General features: G+C 58.6%; 17 protein-coding genes and 2 pseudogenes. 2 read left to right on the forward strand and 17 right to left on the reverse strand.

Features of this window, described 5'->3' with window-relative positions; translation table 11 throughout:
• The 12 genes from lpxK to serC all read right to left on the reverse strand — a co-directional run bounded on the left by lpxK (window position 1) and on the right by serC (window position 10733).
• A complete protein-coding gene (gene lpxK / locus EIO60_RS04415) occupies window positions 1–1002 on the reverse strand; it encodes a tetraacyldisaccharide 4'-kinase (RefSeq protein ID WP_258576003.1) in 1002 nt (333 codons plus the stop codon).
• Window positions 999–2747, reverse strand: a complete 1749-nt coding sequence (gene msbA, locus EIO60_RS04420) for a lipid A ABC transporter ATP-binding protein/permease MsbA (RefSeq protein WP_258576004.1) — start codon at window positions 2745–2747, stop codon at window positions 999–1001. Before msbA ends, lpxK begins: the two co-directional genes overlap by 4 nt.
• Before the next feature lie 34 nt (window positions 2748–2781).
• The gene (locus tag EIO60_RS04425; RefSeq protein WP_258576005.1) at window positions 2782–3150 is read right to left on the reverse strand and encodes a metallo-beta-lactamase superfamily hydrolase; all 369 of its coding nucleotides are present in this window, start codon (window positions 3148–3150) and stop codon (window positions 2782–2784) included.
• Between the two features lie 114 nt (window positions 3151–3264).
• The gene (locus EIO60_RS04430; RefSeq protein ID WP_258576006.1) at window positions 3265–3528 is read right to left on the reverse strand and encodes an MBL fold metallo-hydrolase; all 264 of its coding nucleotides are present in this window, start codon (window positions 3526–3528) and stop codon (window positions 3265–3267) included.
• Window positions 3529–3638: 110 nt separating this feature from the next.
• Window positions 3639–4106 carry a ComEC/Rec2 family competence protein gene (locus EIO60_RS04435; RefSeq protein WP_258576007.1) on the reverse strand — a complete coding sequence of 156 codons (468 nt, stop codon included), beginning with the start codon at window positions 4104–4106 and terminating at the stop codon, window positions 3639–3641.
• 25 nt (window positions 4107–4131) lie between these two features.
• Window positions 4132–4635, reverse strand: coding sequence for a ComEC/Rec2 family competence protein (locus EIO60_RS04440; protein ID WP_258576008.1), 504 nt, complete (start codon window positions 4633–4635; stop codon window positions 4132–4134).
• A gap of 3 nt (window positions 4636–4638) precedes the next feature.
• Entirely contained in the window at window positions 4639–5043 is a 405-nt protein-coding gene (locus EIO60_RS04445) for a hypothetical protein (protein WP_258576009.1), read from the reverse strand.
• A 187-nt stretch (window positions 5044–5230) separates the two neighbouring features.
• Window positions 5231–5515 carry an integration host factor subunit beta gene (gene ihfB / locus EIO60_RS04450; protein WP_033751281.1) on the reverse strand — a complete coding sequence of 95 codons (285 nt, stop codon included), beginning with the start codon at window positions 5513–5515 and terminating at the stop codon, window positions 5231–5233.
• A gap of 86 nt (window positions 5516–5601) precedes the next feature.
• Entirely contained in the window at window positions 5602–7275 is a 1674-nt protein-coding gene (rpsA, locus tag EIO60_RS04455; protein WP_258576065.1) for a 30S ribosomal protein S1, read from the reverse strand.
• Between the two features lie 123 nt (window positions 7276–7398).
• The gene (gene cmk, locus EIO60_RS04460) at window positions 7399–8079 is read right to left on the reverse strand and encodes a (d)CMP kinase (protein WP_258576010.1); all 681 of its coding nucleotides are present in this window, start codon (window positions 8077–8079) and stop codon (window positions 7399–7401) included.
• Between the two features lie 201 nt (window positions 8080–8280).
• Window positions 8281–9567 carry a 3-phosphoshikimate 1-carboxyvinyltransferase gene (aroA, locus tag EIO60_RS04465; protein ID WP_258576011.1) on the reverse strand — a complete coding sequence of 429 codons (1287 nt, stop codon included), beginning with the start codon at window positions 9565–9567 and terminating at the stop codon, window positions 8281–8283.
• A gap of 80 nt (window positions 9568–9647) precedes the next feature.
• Window positions 9648–10733 carry a 3-phosphoserine/phosphohydroxythreonine transaminase gene (gene serC, locus EIO60_RS04470; protein WP_258576012.1) on the reverse strand — a complete coding sequence of 362 codons (1086 nt, stop codon included), beginning with the start codon at window positions 10731–10733 and terminating at the stop codon, window positions 9648–9650.
• A gap of 311 nt (window positions 10734–11044) precedes the next feature.
• On the opposite strand from serC, the pseudogene ycaO reads away from it, so the two are divergent.
• Window positions 11045–12519 (forward strand): annotated as a pseudogene (gene ycaO, locus EIO60_RS04475) (30S ribosomal protein S12 methylthiotransferase accessory factor YcaO); the annotation flags it as partial.
• Here the strand turns inward: ycaO and EIO60_RS04480 are convergent.
• A pseudogene (locus tag EIO60_RS04480) lies at window positions 12520–13414 on the reverse strand (MFS transporter); the annotation flags it as partial. It lies immediately after the preceding pseudogene.
• Between EIO60_RS04480 and EIO60_RS04485 the strand changes: the two are divergent.
• A complete protein-coding gene (locus EIO60_RS04485) occupies window positions 13407–13619 on the forward strand; it encodes a hypothetical protein (protein ID WP_258576073.1) in 213 nt (70 codons plus the stop codon). The pseudogene EIO60_RS04480 and the gene EIO60_RS04485 overlap by 8 nt on opposite strands.
• A gap of 93 nt (window positions 13620–13712) precedes the next feature.
• Here EIO60_RS04485 and serS read toward each other — a convergent pair whose 3' ends face one another.
• The 4 genes from serS to EIO60_RS04505 all read right to left on the reverse strand — a co-directional run bounded on the left by serS (window position 13713) and on the right by EIO60_RS04505 (window position 20796).
• Window positions 13713–15008 (reverse strand): serine--tRNA ligase, encoded by a 1296-nt coding sequence (gene serS, locus EIO60_RS04490; RefSeq protein WP_258576013.1) that lies wholly within the window; start codon window positions 15006–15008, stop codon window positions 13713–13715.
• Between the two features lie 97 nt (window positions 15009–15105).
• Window positions 15106–16449 carry a replication-associated recombination protein A gene (locus EIO60_RS04495; RefSeq protein ID WP_258576014.1) on the reverse strand — a complete coding sequence of 448 codons (1344 nt, stop codon included), beginning with the start codon at window positions 16447–16449 and terminating at the stop codon, window positions 15106–15108.
• 7 nt (window positions 16450–16456) lie between these two features.
• Window positions 16457–17068, reverse strand: a complete 612-nt coding sequence (gene lolA / locus EIO60_RS04500; RefSeq protein ID WP_258576015.1) for an outer membrane lipoprotein periplasmic chaperone LolA — start codon at window positions 17066–17068, stop codon at window positions 16457–16459.
• Between the two features lie 176 nt (window positions 17069–17244).
• Window positions 17245–20796 (reverse strand): DNA translocase FtsK 4TM domain-containing protein, encoded by a 3552-nt coding sequence (locus EIO60_RS04505; protein ID WP_258576016.1) that lies wholly within the window; start codon window positions 20794–20796, stop codon window positions 17245–17247.
• Window positions 20797–20838: the final 42 nt, after the last annotated feature.

Consider the following 20838-nt stretch of genomic DNA (forward strand, 5'->3'; position numbering starts at 1 on the left):
TTAGTTGAGGTGTTCGGCCCTGTTGTACCGGACCAGGCGTTCGATATCATCCAGCAGCGGCGCGACGGCGCTACCGCGCAGCTCGGCCTCTACCGGCAGATACCACCAGTCAGGCTGCGCAAAGCCGCGACACTTGACCGCATCTTTTTCGGTCATCAGCAGGCTTTGTCCGGCGGCGAGCAGGCCGTTGAGCTCATCTTTTCTGTAGGCGTAGTGATCGGCAAAGGCGATCTCCGCCACCGGCGTGACGTCCCCATCACGGAGCGTCTGGAAGAAGCGCGGCGGATGACCGATGCCGGCCATCGCCACCACGTTGTGTAGCGCAGAAAGCGGCACTGACCGCTGCGTCAAAAGATTCACCGCATCTCCGGGTAGCAGCGTCATGGCTATTTCGCCCGGCTCTGCGCGGCCGCCATTGACGATAACGGCGTCGACCTGCGCCAGTCGCGACGCCCGTTCGCGCATCGGGCCCGCCGGCAGCCACCAGCCGTTGCCGAAGCGGCGCACGCCATCGACCACCACGATTTCCCGATCGCGCTGCAGCGCGTAGTGCTGCAGGCCGTCATCGGTCACAATCACATCGACCTGCTGTCTGGCCAGCAGTGCCTCCACGGCGGCGCGACGCTTCGGCGCCACCGCGACCGGCACGCCGCTGCGCTGGGCAATCAGCACCGGTTCATCACCCGCCTGCTGCGGCGGCGTGTCGGCGTTGACCAGCAGCGGATAGCTTGCCGCTTTGCCACCGTAGCCACGCGATACCACGCCAGGCTTCAGGCCGCGGCGCTGCAGCTCCCGCACCAACCAGATCGCCACCGGCGTTTTGCCGTTGCCGCCTGCGGTGAGATTACCCACCACGATAACCGGCACCGGCGCCCGCCAGCTCTGGCGCCAGCCGCGCTGGTAGCTGAGGCGGATAAGCGTAGACACCGCGCCATACAGCAGGCTGAGCGGCCACAGCAGCCGCCACAGCGGCGAGCGTCCGCTCCAGATGCGCTCAATCATTGTCCGAACTGCATTTTACGCAGCTGGGCATAGGCGCCCAGCTCAGCCAGCAGGGCGGCGTGGGTGCCGCGCTCGACGATACGGCCATCTTCTACCACCACGATCTCATCCGCTTTTTCAATGGTGGAGAGGCGATGGGCAATCACCAGCGAGGTGCGGTTTTTCTGCAGCTCATCCAGCGCCGACTGAATGGCGCGCTCGGACTCGGTATCCAGCGCCGAGGTCGCCTCGTCGAGAATAAGAATCGGACAGTCTCGCAGCAGCGCGCGCGCGATAGCGATGCGCTGGCGCTGGCCGCCGGAGAGCAGCACACCGTTTTCGCCAATCACTGTATCCAGCCCGTTATCCATCTTATTGATGAAGTCCATGGCGTGCGCCATGGTGGCGGCCTTCTCGATCTCCTCGCGGCTGTACTGCGCGCTGCGCGCGTAGGCGATATTGTTGGCGATGGTGTCGTTGAACAGATGCACATTCTGCGACACCAGCGCCACCTGATTGCGCAGCGAACGCAGCGTGTATTCCCGCAGGTCGTGGCCGTCGAGCAGAATCTCGCCTTCCTGAATGTCGTAAAAACGCGTCAGCAGGCTGGCAAGCGTTGACTTGCCTGAGCCGGAACGTCCTACCAGCGCCACGGTTTTGCCTTCCGGCAGCGCCAGATTGATATCGCGCAGCGCGGGAACGTCGCGGCATGGATAGGTGAAGGTGACGTTGCGGAAGGCTACGTCGCCTCTGGCGCGGCTGATTTCACGCGTGCCGTTGTCCTTCTCCTGCTCGCTGTCGAGGATGGAGAACAGCGTCTGGCAGGCCGCCATGCCGCGCTGGAACGGCGCGTTGACGTTGGTCAGCGATTTCAGCGGACGCATCAGCGCAATCATCGAGGAGAACACCACGGTGATAGTGCCTGCGCTCAGCGTCTCCATCACGCTGGGGAAGCTGGCGGCGTACAGAACAAACGCCAGCGCCAGCGAGGCGATCAGCTGAATAATGGGATCAGAGATCGAGGAGGCAGAAACCAGCTTCATGCCCTGCTGGCGCATGCGGTTGCTGAGGCGGGCGAAACGCTCTGTTTCAACATCCTGGCCGCCGAAAATCAGCACCTCTTTGTGCCCTTTCAGCATCTGCTCAGCGCTGGTGGTGACCAGTCCCATAGTGTTCTGCATGCTTTTGCTGATGTTGCGAAAGCGCTTTGAGACGGAGCGAATGGCGAACGACACCACCGGCGCCAGCACAATAAGGATCAGCGACAGCTGCCAGCTGTAATAGAACATCATAATAAACAGGCCGATAATTGAAGCGCCCTCGCGCACCACCGTCACCAGCGCGCTGGATGAGGAGGAAGCGACCTGCTCGGAGTCATAGGTGATACGCGACAGCAACATGCCTGTGGATTGTTGATCGAAGAAAGAGACCGGCATGCTAATCATATGGCTGAACAGGCGACGGCGCATACTCATCACCACATTGCCGGAAACCCAGGAGATACAGTAGCTGGAGATGTAGCTGGTGACGCCGCGCGCCAGAATCAGGCCGATAACGGCCACAGGCATCCAGATCAGTACCGACTTATCCGCTTTACCAAACCCATCATCCAGTAAAGGTTTCAACAGGGAGAGCATAAGTGTGTCGCTAGCGGCGTTCAGGATCAGGGCGACAGCAGCCACAAATAAACCCACTTTATGCGGCGCGATCATCGGCCAGAGTCGACGAAATGTCTGCCACGTTGAGAGATATTTATCTTGATGCATTATTTATTCACACTGTTTAAAATAGCCGCTCATTCTACCTAGATTCCCATTTTACGCCAAACCACTGATGGTACCAACGGGGCAAAACTTGCTCTCTCAGTCCGGATACCGTGGTTTTGTTTCCCCTGACGGTGAGCGCGATCTGCCCGTATTGCGCGGTGTCGTACCAGGCGAAGCCCGCCTGCCGGTAGTTTTTCAGCACGCTTTTCACCGGCATGCGCCAGGCGTTATAGCGCGCCATTGAGGCGATAGCGATGCTGCCCGCCACGTTGCGCAGCAGCAGCGTCCGGCTGCCGTGATGCGGCACCTGAAGGATGTCTGCCTTGAGCCGCCCTTTTTCCAGCGCCACCAGCTGACGCTCCGCCGGCGCCTCCAGATCCCCCGTTAGCAGCAGGCGCATCACGCCATCGCTTACGCTTATCACGCAGGACTGGTTGTTATTGCTGACGTCTGATAATGCCAGCGGCTACAGCGCTTCGATATCGAGCCGTCCCCAGCGCCAGCGCTCGCCGCGCATTCAGGGCAGATGCGCCGGATTGCGCAGCGCGCTGCGCACCGGGATGGAGGGCCAGCGCCGCGTGCTGGCGCGCAGTCCGCTGCTGTGACCTAGGTGGCGATGGCTGAGAATCACGCTTTGCAGGCGAAGATGCTTGCGCATCAGCCTGGGGATAATGTGATGCGTCCTGGCATCGCCGTGTTGCCAGCGCGGCCCGGTGTCATACAGCATCGCCTCGTTGCCCTGGCGGATAACCACGCTCAGCCCCTGTCCGACGTCCAGCATATCAATATGCTAGCCCGGATCCTCATCTAGCCTGCGCCAGGCGACAAGCGCCAGCAGCAGAGTGAGGCAGCTTACCGGAGCCGCCTGCCACAGTGCGCCTCGCCATATAATCAGCCCACCCCAGACGACGATTGCCAGCATGCCGGCGTCGTAAAATGGCCACCAGCCGCTCGGCAGCGCCTGTAGTGCCGCCACCAGCCAGACCCGCGACTGACCCCGGCCAGCCACCATAACGCGGCGCACAGGCTGCCGACCGGCGTCAGCATCGCCAGCAGGATCAGAGGCACGCTGATAAAGGTGATGGTGGGTATCGCCAGCAGATTCGCCGCCAGCGCCGAGAGGCTGATGCCCTCAAACAGCATCACCTGAAGCGGCGCCATCAACAGCATAATGCCGAGCTTCGGGTGAAGTAGCTGGAGCGGCAGCCAGCGCCTGCCGCGACGATAGCGCGCCGGTAAAGGAAACCAGTGATACCAGGTCAACATAATGGAGACCGCCAGCGCCGAGAGCCAGAAACTCTCCGACAGCATGTAGAAAGGATCAAACAGCGACAGGCCGCCCACGCACAGGCTCAACACCTGCTAGCCGCCGATATGGACGCCCTTAATGCGAAACAGGATCCACAGCGTCAGCGCAATCAGCGCTCAATGCGCGGGCGGCTGGCTGGCTGCCCGACAGCCAGGTATAGATGGCCACCAGCAGCCAGCTCATTACCAGAGGAAAGAGGTAGCCGGTCAGGCGCGCCGGCAGAGCGCGCTGGACGCCATGCGCTAACAGCCAGCCCATGCTGGCGGCCAGCGCGATGTGCATGCCTGAAATAGCCATCAGGTGCGCCGTTCCGGTCTTGCGCAGCAGCTGACGCGTCTCTTCACTCATCTCCGTGCGCTCGCCAAAGGCCAGCGCCTGCAAAACAGCAGACTGATTCAAGGCGTTGATGACCGGCAGATCGCACATAAGGCGTTGCCAGCGCCAGCTGCAGGTCTCGCTTTCAACCCGCTGTTGCAGTATGCGGCCGCGCAGTGCCGTATGGTTAGCCAGCGCGAAACGCTGCGCGTCAAACTCTCCCTCGTTCAGCTTCACATGGACCGGGCGCAGATTTAGCCGCATCCTCTAGCGCTGGCCTAGGCAGTAGTGCTGCTCTCCCTCTCGCAGCGTAAGCCAGGCAAAGCGCAGCGGAAACAGGTAGCGCCCCTCCTTTTTAATAAGCTGCACCTTAATCTGCTGCCGACTGGCGCGCACCTCGTCAATCCGTACGCTATAGATAGCAGGCACGGCGCTAGCGGTTTCCACGGCATCAATGCCTGAGCGGGCGCTGCCCAGCATCCAGGCCAGCAGCAGCGCCACGCCTGCGATACGCAGCGGGCTTCGCGGCATCCAGAGCAGTAGCCCACCCGCCAGGGCGATGCCAACGATGGCTGCCGCTGACGGCAGCTGCGACAGAAAGAGCAGCGGTAGCGCCGCGACGATGGCGAGCCGGGCAATCAGGGGTGCGGTCATCATCCTGTCCTTATTCAACAGGCCCAGTATGCCGCTGCGCGCCGCATCGGTCGCGGCGCCTTTTGCCCTTCTGCGGGCGCTCTCGTGCGCAATGGAGTACGTTGCAGTCAGGGTTCACAGAATGTCGTGCTGGCTCGCATGCGCCACGTTTCTCTGGCAAAAAAAAAGACATCCGGAGATGTCATTTTTATTGTTCGTTTACGGCTTAGCCGTAGATATTTGCACGATCGCGCAGCTCTTTGCCCGGTTTGAAGTGGGGAACGTATTTACCTTCCAGTTCCACTTTGTCGCCCGTTTTCGGGTTACGTCCCGTGCGTGGCGCACGATAATGCAAAGAAAAGCTGCCAAATCCCCGGATTTCGATGCGTTCGCCCTGCGCCAGCGTTGTGGCCATGTGCTCCAGCATCTCTTTTACAGCATCCTCAACGACTTTCGCCGGAATATGAGTTTGCTGGCCAGCAAGTCTTTCAATCAGTTCTGACTTGGTCATGTAACCTCCGGTTAATTTTTGTTGAAAAGGTTTGACTGCTTTCTACCGCTGCCGGGCGAGTCACCTCGCCCGGCGCTTCAGATCGATTACTCGCTTTTAGCTGCTTTGAACGCTTCAGCCATTGCGTTAGAGAAGTTGCTTTCGTCCTGTTTGTTGTTAACAGTCGCGATAGCATCTTTCTCGTCAGCTTCGTCTTTCGCACGGACAGACAGGCTAACAACACGGTTTTTACGATCAACACCGGTGAATTTGGCTTTAACATTGTCGCCAACATTTAGTACCAGCGTTGCATCTTCAACGCTGTCGCGTGAAGCTTCAGAAGCGCGCAGGTAGCCTTCAACGCCGTCAGCCAGTTCAACTGTAGCACCTTTAGCGTTAACAGTAGTCACTTTACCGTTAACGATCGCGCCTTTCTTGTTCAGCGTGATGTAGTTGTTGAACGGATCTTCAGCCAGCTGCTTAACGCCCAGGGAGATACGCTCACGTTCTGCGTCAATCTGCAGTACAACGGCGGCGATTTCGTCGCCTTTTTTGTACTCGCGAACGGCTTCTTCGCCAGTTGCGTTCCAAGAGATGTCAGACAGGTGAACCAGACCGTCGATGCCGCCGTCCAGGCCGATGAATATACCGAAGTCAGTGATTGACTTGATTTTACCTTCAACGCGATCGCCCTTGTTATGGATCTCAGCAAACTGCTGCCACGGGTTGGCTTTGCACTGCTTCAGGCCCAGGGAGATACGACGACGCTCTTCGTCGATGTCCAGAACCATAACTTCAACCACGTCGCCCACGTTAACAACTTTAGCCGGGTGGATGTTTTTGTTGGTCCAGTCCATTTCAGAAACGTGCACCAGACCTTCAACGCCTTCTTCAATTTCTACGAAGCAGCCGTAATCAGTCAGATTGGTCACGCGGCCGGTCAGACGAGTGCCTTCCGGGTAGCGCTTAGCTATAGCCACCCACGGATCTTCGCCCAGCTGTTTGAGGCCCAAAGATACACGGGTACGCTCGCGGTCGAACTTCAGCACTTTAACAGTGATTTCGTCGCCCACATTGACGATTTCGCTCGGATGCTTAACGCGTTTCCATGCCATATCGGTGATGTGTAGCAGGCCATCGACGCCGCCCAGATCAACGAATGCGCCGTAGTCAGTGAGGTTCTTAACGACACCTTTGACTTCCATGCCTTCCTGCAGGTTTTCCAGCAGCTGATCGCGCTCAGCGCTGTTTTCAGATTCGATAACCGCGCGGCGTGAAACCACGACGTTGTTACGTTTCTGATCAAGCTTGATTATTTTGAATTCAAGCTCTTTGCCTTCCAGGTGCAGCGTGTCGCGAACCGGACGCACGTCAACCAGTGAACCTGGTAGGAACGCACGAATACCGTTCAGCTCAACTGTGAAGCCACCTTTAACTTTGCCGTTAATAACACCGGTAACAGTTTCAGCGTCTTCGTAAGCTTTTTCCAGCGTGATCCAGGCTTCATGACGTTTAGCTTTCTCACGGGACAGTAGGGTTTCACCGAAGCCGTCTTCCACTGCATCCAGGGCAACGTCAACTTTATCACCAACCTGAATTTCCAGTTCGCCGGCTGCGTTCTTGAACTGCTCTGCCGGAATGGCAGACTCAGATTTCAGACCCGCATCAACCAGAACGACATCTTTGTCGATAGAGACAACAACGCCACTAACGATGGAACCCGGGCGAGTTTCAATTTCTTTCAGGGACTCGTCAAAGAGTTGAGCAAAAGATTCAGCCATATTGATAATCTTAGGATTCTTCAATTTAACGTCCACCTGACGTCATTGTCGGATGGGGTTGTTTCACGTGCCCTGCGCGCTGTCCCTGGCACAGGGCTACTGCAATTCGTTACGCCAGAAAGATTAAATGCCCAGCTGTTTGCAGGCATATTCCAGTACCTTATCAATGACTTGCTCAATGGATAACTGTGTAGAATCCAGAACCAGCGCATCGGCGGCGGACACTAAAGGCGCAATGGCGCGGTTACGATCACGGTCATCACGTTCTTTTATCTCGGCTAAAAGGCGATCAAAGTTAACACTAAAGCCGCTCTCTTGCAACTGTAGCATACGGCGCTGGGCGCGTTCTTCCGGGCTGGCGTCGAGGAATATTTTTACCGGCGCGTCAGGGAAAACCACTGTGCCCATATCGCGGCCATCGGCGATCAAGCCTGGTGCGTCGCGAAAGGCGCGTTGACGACGCAGCAACGCTTCGCGCACGCGAGGAAAGGCGGCCACGCGCGAGGCGGTGTTGCTCACCTCCTGCGTGCGGATCTCACTGGTTACCTCTTCACCTTCCAGAATGACCTGCATTTCACCATCCTGGCTGACGAAACGCACGTCCAGGTGGGCGGCGAGCGGCACTAGCGCCTCTTCAGACTCAATGTCTACCTGATGGTGCAGCGCAGCCAGCGCCAGCACGCGATAGATGGCGCCGGAATCCAGCAGATGCCACTGCAGCGCTTCTGCCATCGCTTTGCACAGCGTGCCTTTGCCCGCGCCGCTGGGTCCATCGACAGTTATAACCGGGGCAATTGCCGTCATTATTCTCTCCTGTTGTTGCGCATAATTTTTTCAGCCTTCGGGCTGTCCAGAATAGGGAGCATTATACGCTAACGAAGCTGTGGAAGTTACCCTTTAGCCATAGACAACGCTAAAAATTCCAGCATATTCAGAGGATTTCTTGGCCAGTAAGGTCAGGCGCAGTGAGAATGCCGGAGAGCAAGCTCTCCGGCAGATCGGCCGTCAGGCGTTTTGGCTGATTTTCGCCAGCTGCTCGAAATAGTCAGGGAAGGTTTTCGCCGTACAGCCCGGATCGAGGATGGTGACCGGCGTGTCAGAGAGCGCCACCAGCGAGAAGCACATCGCCATGCGGTGATCGTTGTAGGTACCGATCTCCGCATGCGTCAGAGTCGTGGGCGGGGTAATGCGGATATAATCATGGCCCTCTTCGACCTCTGCGCCGACTTTGCGCAACTCAGTCGCCATCGCGGCCAGACGATCGGTCTCTTTGACGCGCCAGTTGTAGATGTTGCGCATCAGCGTCGTACCCTTCGCGAACAGCGCCGTGGTGGCGATAGTCATCGCGGCGTCGGGAATATGGTTCATATCCATATCGATGGCGTTCAGCTGGCCGGCGGTACAGGCGATATAGTCGCTGCCCCACTCCACGGTGGCGCCCATTTTTTCCAACACGTCAGCGAAGCGGATATCGCCCTGCACGCTGTTGCGGCCGATGCCCGTGACGCGCACCGTTCCGCCCTTGATCGCTGCCGCCGCGAGGAAGTAGGAGGCGGAGGAGGCGTCGCCCTCGACCAGATAGTCGCCCGGCGACTGATAACACTGCTGTGCTTTGACAACGAAGCGCTGATAGTTCTGGTTTTCTACCTCGACGCCGAAACAGCGCATCAGATGTAGCGTAATGTCGATATAGGGCTTCGACACTAGCTCGCCTTTGATAGAGATAACGGCGTCGCGCTCGGCCAGCGGCGCGGTCATCAGCAGCGCAGTGAGAAACTGGCTGGAGACGCTGCCGTCCATGCTGACTTCACCACCGGTAAACCCACTCTTGAGACGCAGCGGCGGATAGTCGCTGTTCTCCAGATAGTCGATCTGCGCGCCGCCCTGACGCAGCGCATCCACCAGATGGCCGATGGGACGTTCTTTCATGCGCGGTTCGCCGGTCAGCACGATATCCTGCTCGCCGAGGCAAAGTACAGCCGCAAGCGGACGCATTGCCGTGCCGGCATTGCCGAGAAACAGCTCCAGCGGCTGAGCAGCGTGCAGCGGCCCCGCCTGCCCCACCACTTCGCAGACGGTGCGGTCAGCAGAGAGGGTAAATTCGACGCCTAATGCCTGCAGGGCGTTCAGCATGTGCTTGACATCATCGCTGTCCAGCAGGTTAGTCAGGCGCGTAGTGCCTTTCGCCAGCGCCGCTAGCAGCAGCGCGCGATTAGAAACGCTTTTTGAACCTGGCAGGTTAATGGTGCCGTCAACGCGTGCAATCGGTTGTAAGGTCAGGGAGTCCTGCATGTGAAACCAAATCTCCAAAAAAGTATAAAACCCCGCCATGAGACGGGGTATGAAGTCAGCGCCAGCGTAACGGCCAGGGATTAGCCGTGGCGACGCGCGAAGTCAGTCATAAAGTCGGTCAGCGTCTTCACGCCTTCCAGCGGCATCGCATTATAGATCGATGCGCGCATGCCGCCTACCACGCGATGGCCTTTGAGCGCATGCAGGCCAGCGCTGAACGACTCTTCGAGGAACAGCTTGTCCAGCGCAGCATCCGCCAGCTGGAAAGGCACGTTCATACGCGAACGGTTTTCTACGGCGACGTTATTGCGGTAAAAGTCGCTGCCATCGATAACGCCGTACAGCAGATCGGCTTTGGCCTGATTGATCTTGTCAATTTCGCCTACGCCGCCCTTCTCTTTCAGCCATTTGAAAACCAGGCCCGAAAGATACCATGCAAAGGTCGGCGGCGTATTGAACATAGAGTCGTTCTCCGCCAGCACCTGATAATCGAGAATAGAAGGCACCGATGACCGGGCTTTTCCCAGCAAATCGTCACGCACGATCACGATGGTCAACCCCGCCGGGCCGATATTCTTTTGCGCACCGGCGTAGATCACGCCATAGCGGCTAACCTCCAGCGGACGTGACAGGATAGTCGAGGAGAGATCCGCCACCACAACTTTGTTGCCGAAGTCAGGCTGCTCGTCGATCGCGATGCCGTCGATGGTTTCGTTCGGACAGTAGTGTACGTAGGCGTCGTCACTGCTCAGCGACCACTGGCTCATCGGCAGAATGGCACGCTTGCCGTCGCGCGTGGTTTTCACGTCCAGCATGCGCGGGGTGCAGTATTTCTCCGCTTCCTTAATGGCGCTGTGCGCCCAGTAGCCGCCGTCAATGTAGACCGCCGTCGCGGCGTCGCCTAGTAGGTTGCCCGGTACGGCAGCAAACTGCGCGCGCGCGCCGCCGTGGCAGAATAAAACTTTGTAATTAGCCGGGATTTTTAGCAGATCGCGTAAGTCCTGCTCCGCCTCTTCCGCGACCTTGATAAACTCTTTGCTGCGATGGCTGATTTCCATAACGGAGGTTCCCAGGCCGTGCCAGTTTGTCAGTTCTTGTTCTGCACGACGGAGCACTTCCACCGGCAGCATTGCTGGACCGGAACTAAAATTATAAATCTGCGCCATTTCCCCTCACCACGTTTATCCAGAACGATTATTAATTGCTTACCGGTTTTATCACCGCCTCTGGATGCCTGCAATGATAAATTGGGAAGGGATCACATTTCCTGAATCTGCCGCCCCGCAGCTTATTTCACAAATACAACGCGCCGCGAAATTTTGTGAGGTGTTGCGTTTTCAGGGCGATCGGCGCGCGCCGGGCCGCGTTTCAGGGAAAATAGCCGTGGAGAAATTTCTGCCGTCTTCATAGCGCCGCGCCGGCAAAATCCCCATCATTACGCACTTTACGCCCACCTATATATTGAGAGAGCGGCTTCATGACGCAAACGTTCATTCCCGATAAAAACGCAGCACTGGAAGATTCCATCGCGCGCTTCCAGCAAAAGCTGATCGACCTTGGCTTTAATATTCGAAGAAGCCTCCTAGCTTAACCTGGTTCTTCACATCTGTTCCGTGCATATTCGCGACCATGATTGCCCGCTCTGCTTCACTAACGGCAAAGGCGCCAGCAAAAAGGCGGCGCTGGCGTCGGCGCTGAGCGAATATTTCGAACGCCTCTCGACCAACTACTTTTTTGCTGATTTCTGGCTCGGCAAATCGATCGCAAACGGCGATTTCGTTCACTATCCCAATGAAAAATGGTTCCCGCTGCCTGCGGACGGCTCGCTGCCGGACGGCATTCTCGATGCAGGCCTGCGTGCCTTCTACGATCCCGACGACGCGCTGACCGAGCCAGAACTGGTGGATCTGCAGTCGGGCAACGCCGAGCGCGGCATCTGAGCCCTGCCCTTTACGCGCCAGTCCGGCCAGCAGACGGTCTATATCCCGATGAATATCATCGGCAACCTTTAATGTCTCGAACGGCATGTCTGCGGCCCCCCCTAATGAAGCGCACGAGTAGGGCCTCTCTGAAGTGTTCGAACGCTATATCAAAAACCGCATCATCGCCGAAGCGATCAGCCTGCCGGCGATTCCTGCCAGCGTGATGCATCGCTATCCTGGCGTGATTGAAGCTATTGACCGTCTCGAAGCGGAAGGCTTCCCGATTTTCGCCTATGACGCCTCGCTGGTCGGCAACTACCCGGTGATATGCGTCGTACTGTTCAACCCGTAGAACGGCACCTGCTTCGCCTCATTCGGCGCCCATCCCGATTTCGGCGTCGCGCTTGAGCGTACCGTGACCGAGCTGCTGCAGGGCCGCGGCCTGAAGGATCTTGACGTCTTTACGCCGCCGACCTTTGACGATGAAGAAGTCGCCGAGCATGCCAACCTGTAGACGCACTTTATCGATATCGATATCGATATCGATACCAGCGGCCTGATCTCCTGGGATCTGTTCAAAGAGAAAGCGGATTATCCCTTTGTTGACTGGTTTTTCAGTGGCACCACGCAGGAAGAGTTAGCCACGCTGATGACGATTTTCGCTAAGGAAAACAAAGAAGTTTATATCGTCAATTACGATCACCCCGGCGTCTACGCCTGTCGCATTATCGTGCCGGGCATGTCCGATATCTGTCCGGCTGAAGATTTGCTACTGGCAAATAACAATATGGACGCCAGCCTGCGCGATACGCTTTTGTCGCTGCCCGCCAGCAACTGGAATTCGGAAGAGTATCTCGACCTGATTGCGCAGCTGGATGAAGAAGGCCACGACGATTTTACTCGCGTGCGCGAGCTGCTTGGCCTGGCGAGCGGCAAGGACAACGGCTGGTACACGCTGCGTATCGGCGAGCTGAAGGCAATGCTGGCGCTGGCGGGCGGCGATCTCGATCAGGCGCTGATCTGGACCGAATAGTACGAAGAGCGCCGGCGCCATCGCGGCGTTGCTCAGCATGGCAATCGCTCCCAGAATCACGACAAATACCTGAACGCGCAGCACCAGCAGGCGGCCAAAGCGATCGGCAAGGCGACCGATAGGTCACTGTCCGACGATACCGGCGCTGACCAGTAGCGCCATCCAGTAGCCGACGCTGGCGTCGCTAATGCCCTGATGGAAGAGATAGAGCGGCATCAGGCCATAGAGCGATCCCAGCACGATGCCGGAAATCACGCAACCATTAAAGCCCAACCTTGAGCTGCGGCGACGCAGCATCGGCCAGATTTTGCCCGGCGCGGCGTCGGTAGCTTCGCTTCCGGCGGTGATTTCGATAAAAACCAGCGGCAGAATGGCGCACAGCATCAGCGCGGTCAGCCAGGGGATCACGCTGAACAGCGCCGTCGGCACCTTGCTTACCAGTAGTTGGCCTGCGACAGTGCCCAGATAGTGGACAATCATATAGGCGTATAGGCGGCGAGCAGCTGACCACGGTTCGCACCGTGCCGCTGCACAGCAGCGCGCTCTCGACCACGACCCAGATCAGCGCGCAGCCGATGCCGGCGCAAAAACGCAGCGTCGACCAAGCCCAGAAGCCCTCTGTCATCACTAAACCTGCCGTCGCCACTGCAAACACCAGCGTGGCGAAATAGTAACTGCAGTTGAATCCGTACTGCTTAATCAGCCAGTCGGCAACCAGCGTGCCCAGCAGGTTACCCATGTAGAAAGAGGAACTCAAGACGCCTACCTGTCAGGTGGTCAGCGCGTCGTGAGTCAGCCACAGCGGCACCAGCGTATTGAGCACGGCAATTGCGATCGTCAGCAAAAGCAGGCCGCAAAACAGCAGCACCACAGGACGTGACCATGTGGACATAGGGATAAAACCAAGAAGAGAGGAAGTTGCACGCAGTTTGCCACTGCGTAAATTAAAGGAAAAGCACAATAATCTGACACTGCACATTTTGCTGCAAGATAATTTAATTTATTTATCTTCAGTAGGTTATGGGAAGGTTAAACGCTACCTCTCGCTGCGCTATCTTCATGAAAAACATCATTTTTATCTTTGCCAGCCTAGATAATGTCGATAACGTTTATTTCTGATAAGTTTCTGCTGCGCGCTAAATCAGGCAATAAAAAAACCCGGACGCGTCCGGGTTTTCTCTGTTACTCGCTTATCCGCCGATAATCTCAATGCCGCCCATATAGGGGCTCAGCACGTCCGGCACGACAATATGGCCGTCGGCCTGCTGATAGTTTTCCAGCACCGCTACCAGCGTGCGACCCACTGCCAATCCGGAACCGTTCAGCGTATGCAGCAAACGCGGCTTCTTGTCGGTTTTGCTGCGGCAGCGCGCCCGCATGTGACGCGCCTGGAAGTCGCCCATATTGGAGCAGGACGAGATCTCGCGATAGGTATTCTGCGCCGGCAGCCAGACTTCCAAGTCGTAAGTTTTGGTTGAGCCGAAGCCCATATCGCCGGTGCAGAGCAGCACCTTGCGGTATGGCAAGTTGAGCAGCTGCAGCACTTTCTCCGCGTGGCCAACAAGCTCTTCCAGCGCCTCCATGGAGATTTCCGGCGCGACGATTTGCACCATCTCGACCTTATCGAACTGGTGCATGCGAATCAGGCCACGCGTGTCGCGACCGTAGGAGCCCGCTTCAGAACGGAAGCATGGCGTGTGCGCGGTCAGTCTGATCGGCAGGCTCTCCTCCTCCACAATCTCGTCGCGCACCAGATTAGTCAGCGGCACTTCCGCCGTCGGGATCAGCGCATAGTTGCTGCTCTCTGACTCCTCTTCCAGCGGACGGGTGTGGAACAGATCTTCGCCGAACTTCGGCAGCTGACCAGTACCGTACAGGGTGGCATGGTTAACCAGATAGGGCACATAGGTTTCCAGATAGCCATGCTGCTGGGTATGTAAGTCGATCATAAACTGGCTCAGCGCGCGGTGTAGACGCGCGATCTGTCCCTGCATCACCACAAAACGCGAGCCGGTCAGCTTCACTGCAGCGGCAAAATCGAGGCCTTTCACCCCCTCGCCCAGCTCAACGTGGTCTTTAATCTGAAAATCAAACTGGCGCGGCTCGCCCCAGCGGCTGATCTCCTGATTTTCGCTGTCATCTTTACCCAGCGGCACTTCATCCGCCGGCAGGTTTGGCAGTGCCAGCGCAAAATCGCGAATCTCGATTTGCAGCGCATCTAGTTCCGCTTTGGCCGCATCCAGGCGGTCGCCCAGCGCGTTCACTTCCTGGCGCAGCGGCTCGATATTTTCCCCTCGTGCTTTGGCCTGACCGATGGATTTGGATCGAGAGTTGCACTCTGCCTGCAGATTTTCCGTTTCGACCTGTAAGACTTTACGACGCTCTTCGAGGGAGCGCAGCGTTTCCACATCCAGTTTAAATCCTCGAAGTGCCAGTTTTTCTGCGACTGCGTCTGGCTCATTACGCAGCAGATTGGGATCGAGCATGCTTATCCTGTGTAATAAAAGGTTGAAAGAACGAATGAAGGGGGTATTCCGCATGGAATGCATTGAAATCCTTGCCCACTTTACCGTACCGCCTGTTTCAGCGGTAGCGTTTTATCGAGCTATTTTGATCCTGTTCGGTCAGCCAGGCGAGCTTTTCGCTAATTTTCCCCTCAAGCCCGCGCTGCGTCGGCGTGTAGTAGCGCGTTTGCGCCATTTCAGGGGGAAAATAGACTTCGCCAGCCGCATAGGCATGCTGCTCGTCATGCGCATAGCGGTACTCTTTGCCCAGCCCCATATCTTTCATCAGCCGGGTCGGCGCGTTGCACAGATGTTCCGGCACGTCATAGTCCGGATGCTCGCGCGCGTCGCGCAGCGCCGCCTTAAAGGCGGTGTAGACCGCATTGCTTTTCGGCGCGCAGGCGAGATAGACGATTGCCTGAGCGATGGCGCGCTCGCCTTCGGCGAGTCCGACGCGAGTGAAGCAGTCCCAGGCGGCTATTGCCACTTGCATGGCGCGTGGATCGGCATTGCCCACATCTTCCGAAGCGATCGCCAGCAGCCGCCGCGCGACGTAAAGCGGATCGCCGCCTGCCGTGATGATGCGCGCATACCAGTAGAGGGCCGCGTCGGGCGCGGAGCCGCGTACCGACTTGTGCAGCGCGGAGATCAGATCATAAAAACGACCGCCTTTATTGTCGAAGCGCGCCGCGCGCTCGCCGGAGACCTCAGTCAGCAGCTGCGGCGTCAGCTCGCACTTGCCCTGGGCGTTGCTTTCGGCCATGTCGGCCATCATTTCCAGCGTGTTGAGCGCACGGCGCGCGTCGCCGTTCACCAGTTCGGCAATAATGCGTCGCGTATTGTCCGGCAGGACGATATTGCTGTCGCCGTAGCCGCGCGCTTTATCCTGCATCACCTGGTCGAGCACCTGTTCAATATCCTCGGTGGTCAGCGATTTCAGCAGATAGACGCGCGCGCGCGACAGCAGCGCGGAGTTAAGCTCAAAGGAGGGATTTTCAGTCGTGGCGCCGATAAAGGTGATGGTGCCATCCTCAATATGCGGCAGAAACGCATCCTGCTGGCTTTTATTGAAGCGGTGCACTTCATCCACGAACAGGATGGTGCGGCGCCCGACCTGACGGCTCTGGCGCGCCCGCTCTATCGCCTCGCGGATCTCTTTCACGCCCGAGGTGACGGCGGAGATGCGTTCGACGTCGGCATTGCCGTAGCGCGCGATAATCTCCGCCAGCGTGGTTTTTCCTGTGCCCGGCGGCCCCCAGAGGATCATCGAGTGCAGGTGGCCAGCCTCGATGGCACGCGGTAAGGGTTTGCCGGGCGCCAGCAAATGCTGTTGCCCCATATATTCCCTCAGCGTTTCTGGGCGCATACGCGCCGCCAGCGGCTTGAAATCTTCCGACTCGAAATCCAAGGACAGGTTACTCACGCTTACCTCACTGACGTTGATCGTCTACCGTCACTCCCTGCGGCGGCGTGAAGGTAAACTTATCCGGGCTGATCGCGCCGTTTTTCTGGCTTTTCAACTGGTAGCTGCTACGCTGCCCATCCTGCTCAATGGCGCTGAACTGATTGATGGTACCTGCCGAGGTGACATTCAGGGTGAACTGCTTCAGGTTGCCGTCGCTGCTTTTCGGCGTCAGTTCGAAAGCGTCGCCCTGCTGTTTGATATTGTACTGCTGCCAGTCGCTCGGCTGATTGCGCGCAATCAGCACAAAGGGCGTGTTGCTGGTGGCGTTTTTCAGCAGGCTGACGCTCGCCTGCTCAACGAATGGATTATAAAACCACAGGTTTTTGCCGTCGGAAATGATCACGCTTTCGTCCGGCGCGGTCATATGCCAGTTAAACAGACTGGGACGTTTGACCCAGAGTTCGCCTTCCCCTTCCTGCACGTTGGCGCCGCTGCTGTCGGTGACCTTCTGCGTGAAGCTGGCGTGAAAGCTGTTCACCTTGCTCAGACGCTGCTGCAGTTCGCTGGAGGCGTCCGCCATTACGCTGGTAGAAGCAAAGATGGCCAGCAGGCCAGGCATGATTACGCTTAATTTCATCTGCTCTGATTCCTTATTAATTTCAACCCAGTTCATAACGTTTTCATTCTGGTCGCCGTTTCGGCATTGGGCCAGGAGAAAAACCCGAAAGCATAATCTGATATGGGGATAAACGTCGCCTGAACAATGGGCCAGTAAAAACTGGCCCATGATTGTTTGTTGCAAAGCGCGTCGCGCTACATCTCGTGAGGTGGCGGCGAAAGCACCTCGCGGTTGCCGTTGTGGCCTGGCTCCGAGACGATGCCCTGCGCCTCCATCTGTTCGATGATGCGCGCGGCGCGGTTATAGCCGATACGGAACTGACGCTGTACGCCGGAAATCGATGCGCGACGCTTGTCGACGACAAAGGCGACCGCCTGATCGAACAGCGGATCGAGCTCTTCGTCACCCTCCAGACCGCCGCCGCCTTCGCTCTCTTCGCCCGCGGTAATGCTGTCGATATATTGCGGACATCCGCGCGCCTTCCAGTCCTGCACCACGGCGTGCACTTCCTGATCGCGCACAAAGGCGCCGTGCACGCGCACCGGCATTGAGGAGTTCGGCGGCATATAGAGCATGTCGCCCATTCCCAGCAGCGATTCAGCGCCGCTCTGATCGAGGATGGTGCGCGAGTCGATTTTGCTGGAGACGGTAAAGGCGATGCGCGTCGGAATGTTGGCCTTGATCAGGCCGGTGATCACATCTACCGAAGGACGCTGGGTAGCAAGCACCAGGTGAATGCCCGCCGCGCGCGCTTTCTGCGCCAGACGCGCGATCAGCTCTTCCACTTTCTTGCCGACCGCCATCATCAGATCGGCAAACTCATCCACCATCACCACGATGTAGGGCAGTTTTTCCAGCACCGGCGGCGTGGTGTCCATGCTGTCACCCGGCTTCCAGAACGGATCGGGGATAGGGCGGCCCATCGCTTCGGCCTGTTCGACCTTCTCGTTGTAGCCCGCCAGATTACGAACGCCCAGCGCCGACATCAGCTTATAGCGACGCTCCATCTCGCCGACGCTCCAGCGCAACGCGTTGGCGGCGTCCTTCATGTCGGTGACGACTTCGGTCAGCAGATGCGGAATGCCTTCATACACCGACAGCTCGAGCATTTTAGGGTCGATCATGATGAAGCGCACCTCTTCCGGCGTCGCCTTGTAGAGCATGCTGATAATCATAGTGTTGACGCCGACCGATTTACCGGAGCCGGTGGTACCGGCTACCAGCAGGTGCGGCATCTTCGCCAGATCCGCAACCACAGGCTGGCCGGCGATATCCTTGCCCAATACCACCGCAAGCGGCGACGGGTTATCGCGGAATTTGGCGCAGTCCAGCACTTCGCGCAGGTAGACGGTCTGGCGATGCTTGTCCGGCAACTCCAGGCCAACGTAGGGCTTGCCGGGGATCACTTCAACCACGCGCACGGCGACCGCAGAGAGCGAACGCGCCAAATCGCGCGACAGGTTGGAGATGCGCGCGGCTTTAACGCCCGGTGCCAGATCCAGCTCGAATCGGGTGATTACCGGTCCAGGCGAGATGCCGACCACTTCCGCTTTGACACGGTAATCCGCCAGACGCGCCTCTACCAGACGCGCCGTTTGCTCAAGAGCAAACATATCGACCGGCTCCTCCTCCGCCGGCGGCGGCGTCAACAGATCCAGCGTCGGCAGCGGCGTAGAAGGTTTCTCCAGCAGCTGGTTATGGTGCATAAGGAAGGGGTGAATCAGGCTGTTATGCAGCGAATCGCTCTGCGCCGCGGCGGGCGCTTCCTCGACCGGCTCTGGCGCGGTGGCAGAACTACCATAGGCTGCATGGCCGCTTGATACGGGCGCAGCGGCAGGTGCGCTATAACTCGTGCGCTCGTTCGATACAGGAGCAGAAGCAGGTGCGCCGTAAGCGCCAGTGGCGGCGGGCCGCTCACCGGCAGGCTGCCCTTGCGGCGCAGCAGGAATAAAAGCGTATGACGCCGACACTGGCGCAACAGGCACAGCCGGCTGCGCAACGGGCGCGTCGGCAGGCAGCTGCCAAGCGGCATGCGTGGCCGCGGACGCCTCCGGTTCCGGCGCTCTGGCAATAGTGAACAGCGGCTCGTTTGGCCCGTCGTCCACCAGATCCTTCATCGGCGAGAAATCAAACGCCGCCGAGGTGTCGAGGCTGAAGGTCGGCGTCTGCTCTTCCTGCTCAGCGGCGCCGTAGCGCTGCTGTTGCTGGCTGGCGAAGGCGGCGCGCAGCTGCGCCTCCGCGTCGTCAGAGACCCATTCGGTCTGAGAGGCAGCGGACTCAGCGGAAGTTTCGGCGCGATGTTGCTCCTCGGCTTTCGCCTTCTCTTCCGCCATGCGTTGAGAAGGCAGCTTAATGCCGTAGGAAGCCAGCTCGCGGCGCGTCGGCAGTTTTACCGGATTGGGACGCGGCATCGCCGGGCCGATGCCCTGCTTCATCTGCTGGTTGTAGTCAACTTCAGGCGCCACGTCGAACAGCGGCGCAGCCGCGGCCTGAGCAACTGTCGCCGTAGCGGCGCCTGCGGCGACGGGCAGCACATCCGCATCACGCCAGTTGCCCATTTTCGGCCCTTCATCCTCTTCCCAGCCGATAAAGGCAGAAGCGGGCTGTCCCTGAGGCGCGTCGGAAGCGTAGCGCGGCGCCTCTGCGGTTGCTGGCGCGTCAGAAGCCGTATCGAATGCAGCACATGGCGGCGTGCCCGCAGAGGTTTCCGGCTGCGCCTGCGGCATCTCGAATGTATAGCGCGGCGGCGTGTCTGCAGGCATTTCCGGCTGCGTCTGCGGCTCGTCGAACGCCGCACGCGGCGGCTGCGCGGCAGCAGACAGATCAGGCTGGGCTGGCGCAACGTCCGGCGCGAAAGCGCCAGCGACGCTATGAGGCGCAGCGATTGCTCCGCCCGCGGCGGCCACTGTCGCGACGGCTGGCTGTGCAGCAGGCGCCGCGGCGTGCGTCGGCGCGGCAGAGGATGGCGTTCTGGCGACTTCGGAGGTCGCGCTTAATGCCCTGTCCGTCGCCGTGGCCGCTTTGGCCAGCAACGAATCGGCAGGCGGCTGCGCGACCTGCTCGCCACTGGCGCGCGGCGCCGTATCGGCGTCGATAACGTCGTCCTCTTCCTGCCAGGGCTCATCGCGGCGCGAGCGGTTGCTGGCGAAGGTCAGCACGCCCATCACGACGCCGCCGATGCGCTCGGCGATGGTGAGCCAAGACCAGCCGGTGTACAGCGTAATGCCAGCCGCCCAGACGCAGAGCAGCGCCAGCGTGTCGGTCATCGGATTAAACCAGGGCGCGATAGCGTTGATGACCAAGCTGCCGATCACGCCGCCCGACGCGAAATACCAGATATCATCGGCATTGAGCGCCGCCAGACCGCAGGTGGTGACCACCAACGCCAGCACGCCGATCAGGCGCAGGCCAATGGCGAAATAGTCGATGTAATCCTGCTGTTCGCGCTGGCGGAAAGCGATCCAGCACTGGCCGACAATCACCGACGGAATGGCATAGGCCATGATGCCGAAAATAAACAGCAGCGTATCCGCCAGCCAGGCGCCCATGCCGCCGCCCAGGTTATGAATCGGCTTATGCCAGGTAGTTTGCGACCAGCTCGGGTCGGATGGATTGAAGCTGACGAGGGAAACCATCAGATAGACGGCGAAAAGTGAGACGAGAATAAGCAACGCTTCCAGCAGACGACATCCACTGCTAAGCGGTTTTAACGAAACTTCTTTATCTTCGGTGTATTCCTGGCTCAAGAGAACTCTCCAGGTGCCTGTAAATTATGAAGGCAACAGCGT

The sequence above is a fragment of the Candidatus Pantoea persica genome, from assembly GCF_013753875.1.
GTDB lineage: Bacteria > Pseudomonadota > Gammaproteobacteria > Enterobacterales > Enterobacteriaceae > Pantoea > Pantoea persica.